A 7820-nucleotide genomic window follows, 5' to 3' on the forward strand; every position below is an offset into this window, starting at 1 on the left:
TATCAGCGATTCATAGTAATAGGAAGGAACTAATTTATCAGCAATTAATTTCGTATCTTCCAAGTCATAAATTAGGTATTTTCTGATTTTTTCCCATCCTTGAGAACCTGCACCTTCACCCCAACAATGTTGAATTTCTTGGGGAGTTAAAACTAATCTAGCAGATTCTCGCAATCCCATTTCTATGACTGCACTTTTTAGGGAATGTTGATATAGTGCTTTATTGACAAAAGCCCATCTCCGCCAGCAATGAGGGGGCTATAATGTATCTCATGACCAAAGAATCCGCTGTATTAATAAAAATCATCAAAATACCTTTATTTGTCGAGATTGTGGGATGTTTATTTAAATATAAATCTTGACTTATTGTGCTATTTGATCATAGTTTATTACATAGTAGATTAAATCATTTACCTAAAAGGATTAACCCCGAAAAATGTCTTACAAGTTACTATTTGTCTGCCTTGGTAATATTTGCCGATCGCCTTCGGCAGAAAATATCATGAATCATCTGATTGATCAAGCTGATCTGAGCGATAAAATTTACTGTGATTCTGCTGGTACTTCTAGTTATCACATTGGTAGTCCACCTGACCGCCGCATGAGTGCTGCTGCATCTGCTAAGTTGGGAATTAAACTACTTGGGCAAGCTCGTCAGTTTCAAAAATCAGACTTTCAAGAGTTTGATTTAATTTTGGCGATGGATAAGGATAACTATCAAGATATTCTCGCTGTTGACCGTTCTGGAGAATATCACCATAAGGTTCGTTTGATGTGTGATTTTTGCTCTCAACACGATCTCAAAGAAGTTCCAGATCCCTATTATGGCGGAACAGAAGGATTTAATCAGGTGATTGACCTCCTCATGGATGCTTGTTCAGGTCTGCTAGAATATGTGATCAGGGACTGGTGACTGGTGACTGGTGACTGGTAACTGGTAAAAATCTTTTCTTCCCCTGCCTCCTGCCTCCTGAACTACTCTACAAGACCATGCTTGATGGCAAAACGCACCAGTTCTGCGCGATTACTGGTTAAAGTTTTTCTCAATAAACTGCTGACGTATTTTTCAACTGTTCGCGGACTGAGGTGTAGTTGATTACCCATTTCGGCGTTAGACAACCCGTGAGTCAATAGTTCTAAGACTTCCTGCTCTCTTGTAGTTAATGATAATAACAACTGAGAATTGACAATTGGTGTTGATAAATGATTTTGTCCGTGTATTGATTTTATCAGGTTAGACCCATCTAAACTTTCTTGATAAGAGAAGCGGTATTCTGATTGAATAATTTGCGATCGCTCTAGTAAATTACGAATAGCTGCGGCTAACTCTTCTAGTTCAAAAGGCTTAGGTAAGTATAAATCACATCCTGATTGATAACCAAGAATTCTTTCTTGGGTTTTGGTTCGGGCTGTTAACAAAATTACAGGTAACAACCTAAACTCAGCTTGTTGACGCACCCGACGCACCAGTTCATAGCCGTTCATCTTTGGCATGACAATATCTGTCACCATCAAATCAGGATGGTTCTTTTCCACCATAGACAAAGCCTCTTGACCGTCATCAGCCATGATCACCGAATAGCCAGACAGTTCAAGATAATCACTGATAGACAGACGAGTGCCGAGGTCGTCATCCACTACAAGGATCTTCAAGGGCATGGACAGTACACCCCTAGCATTTTTCTTACTCAATATTTTGCTATTATATGCTTAGGAAGTGTTCATAAAATTTAATGTTATTTTAAATTTTAATAATGTTACACTAATAGATTGAATTAAATAGAAAATATAATGTAAAATTCAATTAGTCGAAATTCATTATTCAAATTACAAATGTTTTAAACAACGAAGTAAAACGACTAAGCAATATTTAACATAAAGCAGATTTTCAATGAGTGACAAAAACGAAGGTTATAAAGTAATTAGCGACAATCGCCAAGCTCGTTATTTGTATGAAATCCTAGAAACCTACGAAGCGGGAATACAGCTGGCAGGTACGGAGGTAAAATCAATACGGGCTGGTAAAGCAAATCTCCAGGATGGCTATGCGTTGATTCGCAATGGTGAAGCATGGCTAATAAATGTACATATTTCTCCCTATACCTCTAGTGGACAATATTTTAATCATGAACCGCGTCGGACTCGTAAATTACTGCTGCATCGGCAAGAACTCCGCAAGCTAATTGGTAAAGTAGAACAGCAGGGTTTAACCTTAGTGCCGTTAAAAATGTATCTGAAACGAGGCTGGGTAAAAGTCAGCATCGGTTTATGTAAAGGGAAGAAAATTCACGACAAGCGGGAAAGCCTCAAACGCCGTCAAGATCAGCGTGATATTCAACGAGCAATGAAAAATTATTAGCTAAATATACCCTGAGCCTGATTTACAGCCAACTCTAGATTATAGCCGCAGATTGATTTGGCAAATCGGAGGAATAGATACATTGGTGAATATCCGAGTCGGTATAAGGCACTTTCACCATGAAACGTAATTTCACCAAAACCATTGGCGCTGGAGTTCTGACGCTGACAATGGGAATTGTACTCTTAAATTTACCCGCACAAGCCCAAGTGACTCAACCTAGAACAGACATTGTACCAGACAGGACTGTTTATTATGATCGTAACGATGTTGATTGGGGTTGGCTGGGATTAATTGGCCTGTTGGGTTTAGCTGGTTTAGCCGGTAAAAAGCGTGGAGAAGAACCAACTCGTTATCGTGATCCTAATGCACCAGGAGCTACCAGTTACAGAGACTAACATCAACATCAATTTTAGATTTTAGATTTTGGATTTTAGATTTTGGATTTTAGATTTTGGATTTTAGATTTTAGATTTTAGATTTTGGATTATGAGTAAGTGTTTCATAAGCAAAACATCTAAAATCCAAAATTGTTAGCTTAGGCTGTCGGTTCTGGGTGGACTTGATTTATTTGAGAAGTTAAAGGAGTCCAATAGCTGGCGACTAAAGCAGCCATTAACCACCAAACGGTATTAACTTCAGGACGATACCAGACAGTATCTACTGTGCCATGAGCGAGCATACCGAGCAAAGTTGCGATCGCCCCAATTAACCAAAATCCATCTTTACTTCTCAAATTTAGGAAACGGCGCATTTGCATAAATGCCGTATTCAAGATGACAATTATTAACCAAAGAAAACAAGCTAAACCCAAAAAACCTGTTTCTACAGCCGTCTCCAGGAAAATTGAATAGGCACTCAAAGCAGTATAACGGGGACGTTGGTAAAGAGGATAAACTTTATTGAAAGAATTGTGACCAGGACCGATACCAATAATGGGGCGATCGCGGATCATTTCAAAAACAGCATCCCAGACATTGCGGCGAAAATTATTACTACTATCTTGACGATCTGCAAAAATACTAAAAACTCGCAACCGTACAGGTTCAACAAAAATCACCGCCAACACCAATACCCCAATCAAACCCCCTACAATAATTGGCAATGACCAAGTGCGCCAAAAAGGTGGCATTTCCACACTCCACCAATAAACCAACAATGCCATTGCAGCCAAAAGCCCCACCACCAAACCAATCCAGCCCCCACGACTAAAAGTAAGAACTAAACAGGCTGTATTAACAACAAACATTGTTAGTGCTAAAGCTTTCCTAATCCAACCTTGCCAAGCAAAAATAGCCACCAAACTTAAAACAACTGCTGGTATTAGATATCCAGCCAATAAGTTAGGATTACCTAAATAACTGTAAACCCTGGTAGTTTTAGCCAAACTGGATTCTGGATCAACCCAAGTAGCCAATGCTTTAGCGCCAAAAAACCATTGCCGAATTCCATATACACTGACAATCAGAGATATATGTAAGTAAAGAGTAATCAACCAAGACCGCAACCGGGAAATTCTGAGAACTCTAGCGCATAGAACAAAAAGCAATAAATAGAGTGTTAACGTTACCAAATCACTCAACGCGGCCTTTTTCACTGGTGATAAAGCTGTAGCTGCCACAGCAATAAACCAATAGAGCAAAACTAGCAGATGAATTGGCGTGACCGAAGCTGCATTTGTCAGACTTGTATCATCAGATAAAGTCAATAGCACCCATAACCCCACGCCAGCTACAAGCAGCAAACCGATTAGGGTACTAGAAACAAAAGGTGCAAGAGCATAGATAAGACTAAGTAAAGCAGCCGCTATCGTATCTCCCCACTGCATTAAAATACTGGTTTGTCGCCAAGGACGTAAAATCCCCACCATCAACCGATGCAGGTAACTGGTATCCAGATATTCTCTGAGCGGTACAGAGGATAAAGTCAATCTTTGCCAGACTAAATTCATAAACAAGGTTGTGATCAACTAGCACCTAATTGTAGAACTTAGCCTTAATCATAATCCGGTGATTGGTAATTGGTGATTGGTAATTGGTAATTGGTAATTGGTAATTCAATGAAAGGATTTTGGATGAAAGGATCTTGGATTGTTTTTGTCAATTCCAATCTAAAATCTAAAATCTAAAATTTTCTTCCCCAGTCACCAATCACCAGTCTCCAGTCACTATTTAGCGGAATTAGCCGTTGGCAGTGGCAAAGAAATTACATAGCGATATCCTGATTCTGGAGAACCTTGGATGGAAATTTGTCCACCATGTAGTTCTGCCATCTGACAGCTGAGTAACAAACCCAGTTTTTCACGAGACAGATTCACAGAAGTATTACCTAAATCCTTATCTGATCTATCAACCAAGATTCCTAATTGCTGCTCAATCAAATTGGCTGACTTTTCCCAATTTCCTGGGGCATTATTCTTATTTTCTAAATCAGAATCATACTTTTCAGACTTACCCAAGATTTCTGATATGGACAAAGAATCAAGACGTAAATAAGAGTCAATTTCACCGTTTCCATCTCCTACTCCTAACCAGGGATGGGAAACCCAAATAGTAATACAGAGCGTATTTTCTTTATAAGAAATATGAACACGAACAATACTACCTGTAGTAGAAAGTTGAATAATGCTAAACAACAGGTTATACAAAATTTGTCGCACCTTATCTTTATCTAAAGGCCAAATGCGATTGTGTCCTGGTTCTATAGACAAGCGAATTTCTTGATTCCGACGGACAGCCACTTCTGATAGAGTGTTGATAGCTTGTTGACACAGCATTTCAATATCTACAGGAGCTAAGTTCAGCACATTAGAATTATCACTTAATATTCCTAGTTCGGTAATTTCATTGACTAAAGACAATAAGTAGCGTCCACTGTGTTGGATAATCTCTAGATATTCTCGCTGCTTTGTTGTTAAAGGCCCATAAATTTCACGTGCCAGAACACCAGCCATCCCCAGTACGGATGTTAAGGGTGTACGCAATTCTTGAGTTAGTTGGCCTAAGAGTTCTAGTTTCAGTTGCTGAGTAGAATTACAAACATTTTCTAGAATGGGTGGTGCGATTTTCAAGTCAATTGCCTGTTCTTCCTGGAATGGCAAGCTAGGAATACTTGTACTGGGAATACTTGTAATAGTGCTTTTTTGGAATTGACCTTGCAACAATCGGTTGCGTTCAAATTCACTCATGCACCAACGAGCGATGATTTGCAAAAACTCAATTTCTCGATCTGTAAAATTGCGTGGCTGACGATTCATGACTGCCAATGCACCCAAGCAGTATCCTGAAGCATCAATTAATGGCGCTCCCAAGTAGGAACGGATGCCATATTTTTGGACTAACTTACTGGTAGATATTGGTGTATTTATTGCTGCTTTTGTATCATTAATAACTAATGTTTGAGAATTTTCTACCACCTGAGAGCAAAAAGAATCCCGTCGTAATAATTGACGTTTTTGTGCTAGATCATTCATGAGACCTAATCTTGATAAACCCACTGATGATTTGAACCAGTGAACTTCTTGGTCCATAAATCCCAAAATAGAAATTTCTGCTGCCAAAAAGTGAGCAGCTGTTTGAGTAGCTTCTTCAAATACCGGAATTGTTTCTGGTTGCCGTAAACCCAAGTCTAACAATACTCTGATGCGTTGTTCTTCTTTTGTGTCTAAACCATTCCAACCATCATTGGGGGCAAATAGTTTGTTTTCAGGCTCTATCATTGCTACTGCTACCTTGATACTTGCTACATACTGTAAGTTGTGTAACCGCTGGGATGAGGTTACTATTTCCTATGTTTCAGCATTCCCCAATTTCACTTGGGATTAATACGTTGGAAAAAATTTTTTTGCTACTAGCAGTATCAGGCTAAAGTCAGCCTACACAGATAATAGTAAAACCTTGTTGGTGCATTGCTTTTTTACTCTTATTTTATACTTCATGGACTAGCAAAAGGCTGTGATATACACTTTTTCAATTTCAAATTGCCTAAAATCCCTGACCTGTAATATTTTCATGTTTATTCAGCAAACCCTAATTACCTATTTCTTAGAAACTGAGGATAAACAGGCAACCTGGTTACTAACTCCCAGCCCCCAGAGTGTAAAATTTCTCTTAATCTCTGAACCTGTAAATGGGGATAATCTGGGTTAACTTCATCTTTTGGACCTATACCCCCCAAATCTCTCGCACCTGCATCTAAACACGCTAGTAACCAATTTTCATCTAGCACTAAATTAGGCGGAATTTGAATTGTAATATTTGCGGGTAAAATTTCCCGTGCTTTCCTGATCACGTGCGGTAGTTGATGAGGATCAAAAGCTTCTGCGTTAAAGGTTTGCTGACTTCCCGGACTGTGGGGTTGCAAAATAACTTCTTGTATATGTTGATAGCGTTGATGCAACTCAGAAATAGCTGTTAAAGTTTCCCAGCGATCATCTTCACTTTCTCCTATTCCCAATAACAACCCAGTCGTAAAGGGAATTTGCAACTCTCCCGCCCATTGTAATTGTTGTAAACGCACTTGAGGTAATTTACTCGGTGCATGACGATGAACAGTATTTAATAACTTGGGTGTCAACTGTTCCAACATCAACCCCATCGAAACATTAACATTTTTCAGCTTTTCCATTTCCGTAAAACTCAGTGGTCCGGCATTGGTATGGGGTAAAAATCCCATTGATAAAGCTAAAGCACATAAATCATAAATAAGCTGAAACCACTTTTCCCGCCTTGATGATAAAGGATGGACTTCACCGCTGAGAATGAGTATTTCACAGATATTTTGATTTTTTAAAGGTAATAAAATATTCTCTGCTTGTTCTAGCGTCATCCAAGGAAGTGAACCTGGTTCAACACGAAAATTACAATAACTACATCTATTAAAACATTCGTAAGTAGGAACAAGAGTATATGCAGGACTATAAGTGACTACCTTGGGACTAAATGAGAGCATTTTTACAATCCAGAGAATAAGTTTACAAAAATATAAAGCCTGTAACCCTTACTATATCTAGGTTTTCTGATCCTGTGAGAAAAATTTTAAAAAATATTACGAAAACCCCTTTACAAATCGAAATATTTGACCTACTATAAAGTCATCAGGTAGAAACACCTACCAAAACATACATACATAAAACGCAATCATAAGAACATGACAACCGCCATTCAACAGCGCCAAAGCGCCAACGTATGGGATCGTTTCTGTGAATTTATCACCAGCACCAACAACCGCCTTTATATCGGCTGGTTCGGTGTATTAATGATCCCCACCCTCTTAGCAGCAACCACTTGCTTCATCATCGCATTTATCGCTGCTCCTCCCGTTGACATCGACGGTATCCGTGAACCCGTTGCAGGTTCATTAATCTACGGAAACAACATCATCTCTGGTGCAGTTGTTCCTTCCTCTAACGCTATCGGTTTACACTTCTACCCAATATGGGAAGCAGCTTCCTTAGATGAGT

7 protein-coding genes and 2 pseudogenes are annotated in these 7820 nt (G+C 39.1%); 4 read left to right on the forward strand and 5 right to left on the reverse strand.

Features of this window, described 5'->3' with window-relative positions:
- Positions 1–180 (reverse strand): annotated as a pseudogene (locus FFR48_RS23100) (DNA polymerase I); the annotation flags it as partial.
- Positions 181–436: 256 nt separating this feature from the next.
- On the opposite strand from FFR48_RS23100, the gene FFR48_RS23105 reads away from it, so the two are divergent.
- Positions 437–913: a low molecular weight protein-tyrosine-phosphatase gene (locus tag FFR48_RS23105; RefSeq protein ID WP_137668982.1), complete on the forward strand. Its 477-nt coding sequence runs from the start codon at positions 437–439 to the stop codon at positions 911–913.
- Between the two features lie 62 nt (positions 914–975).
- On the opposite strand, the gene FFR48_RS23110 is transcribed toward FFR48_RS23105, so the two are convergent.
- Positions 976–1659, reverse strand: a complete 684-nt coding sequence (locus FFR48_RS23110; protein WP_096569125.1) for a response regulator transcription factor — start codon at positions 1657–1659, stop codon at positions 976–978.
- A gap of 232 nt (positions 1660–1891) precedes the next feature.
- Between FFR48_RS23110 and smpB the strand changes: the two genes are divergently transcribed.
- Together smpB and FFR48_RS23120 are read left to right on the forward strand one after the other, a co-directional pair.
- Complete coding sequence (gene smpB / locus FFR48_RS23115) at positions 1892–2359, forward strand: SsrA-binding protein SmpB (protein ID WP_096569128.1); 468 nt, start codon at positions 1892–1894, stop codon at positions 2357–2359.
- A 119-nt stretch (positions 2360–2478) separates the two neighbouring features.
- Positions 2479–2757, forward strand: coding sequence for a WGxxGxxG family protein (locus tag FFR48_RS23120; protein WP_096569131.1), 279 nt, complete (start codon positions 2479–2481; stop codon positions 2755–2757).
- 140 nt (positions 2758–2897) lie between these two features.
- On the opposite strand, the gene FFR48_RS23125 is transcribed toward FFR48_RS23120, so the two are convergent.
- The 3 genes from FFR48_RS23125 to cofG form a co-directional block, all read right to left on the reverse strand.
- A complete protein-coding gene (locus FFR48_RS23125; protein ID WP_137668983.1) occupies positions 2898–4310 on the reverse strand; it encodes an IctB family putative bicarbonate transporter in 1413 nt (470 codons plus the stop codon).
- A 216-nt stretch (positions 4311–4526) separates the two neighbouring features.
- Positions 4527–6077, reverse strand: a complete 1551-nt coding sequence (locus FFR48_RS23130; protein ID WP_137668984.1) for a GAF domain-containing sensor histidine kinase — start codon at positions 6075–6077, stop codon at positions 4527–4529.
- A 314-nt stretch (positions 6078–6391) separates the two neighbouring features.
- Positions 6392–7309, reverse strand: a complete 918-nt coding sequence (gene cofG, locus FFR48_RS23135; RefSeq protein ID WP_137668985.1) for a 7,8-didemethyl-8-hydroxy-5-deazariboflavin synthase subunit CofG — start codon at positions 7307–7309, stop codon at positions 6392–6394.
- Between the two features lie 198 nt (positions 7310–7507).
- Between cofG and FFR48_RS23140 the strand changes: the two are divergent.
- Positions 7508–7820 (forward strand): annotated as a pseudogene (locus FFR48_RS23140) (photosystem II q(b) protein); the annotation flags it as partial.

This window comes from Sphaerospermopsis reniformis, from assembly GCF_005402885.1.
Taxonomy (GTDB): domain Bacteria; phylum Cyanobacteriota; class Cyanobacteriia; order Cyanobacteriales; family Nostocaceae; genus Sphaerospermopsis; species Sphaerospermopsis kisseleviana.

Excerpts from the sequence above, each read along its gene's own strand:
- cofG (WP_137668985.1), bottom strand. The coding sequence starts at position 7,309 with ATGCTCTCATTTAGTCCCAAGGTAGTCACTTATAGTCCTGCATATACT.
- smpB (WP_096569128.1), top strand. The coding sequence starts at position 1,892 with ATGAGTGACAAAAACGAAGGTTATAAAGTAATTAGCGACAATCGCCAA.
- FFR48_RS23130 (WP_137668984.1), bottom strand. The coding sequence starts at position 6,077 with ATGATAGAGCCTGAAAACAAACTATTTGCCCCCAATGATGGTTGGAAT.
- FFR48_RS23110 (WP_096569125.1), bottom strand. The coding sequence starts at position 1,659 with ATGCCCTTGAAGATCCTTGTAGTGGATGACGACCTCGGCACTCGTCTG.
- FFR48_RS23120 (WP_096569131.1), top strand. The coding sequence starts at position 2,479 with ATGAAACGTAATTTCACCAAAACCATTGGCGCTGGAGTTCTGACGCTG.
- FFR48_RS23105 (WP_137668982.1), top strand. The coding sequence starts at position 437 with ATGTCTTACAAGTTACTATTTGTCTGCCTTGGTAATATTTGCCGATCG.
- FFR48_RS23125 (WP_137668983.1), bottom strand. The coding sequence starts at position 4,310 with ATGAATTTAGTCTGGCAAAGATTGACTTTATCCTCTGTACCGCTCAGA.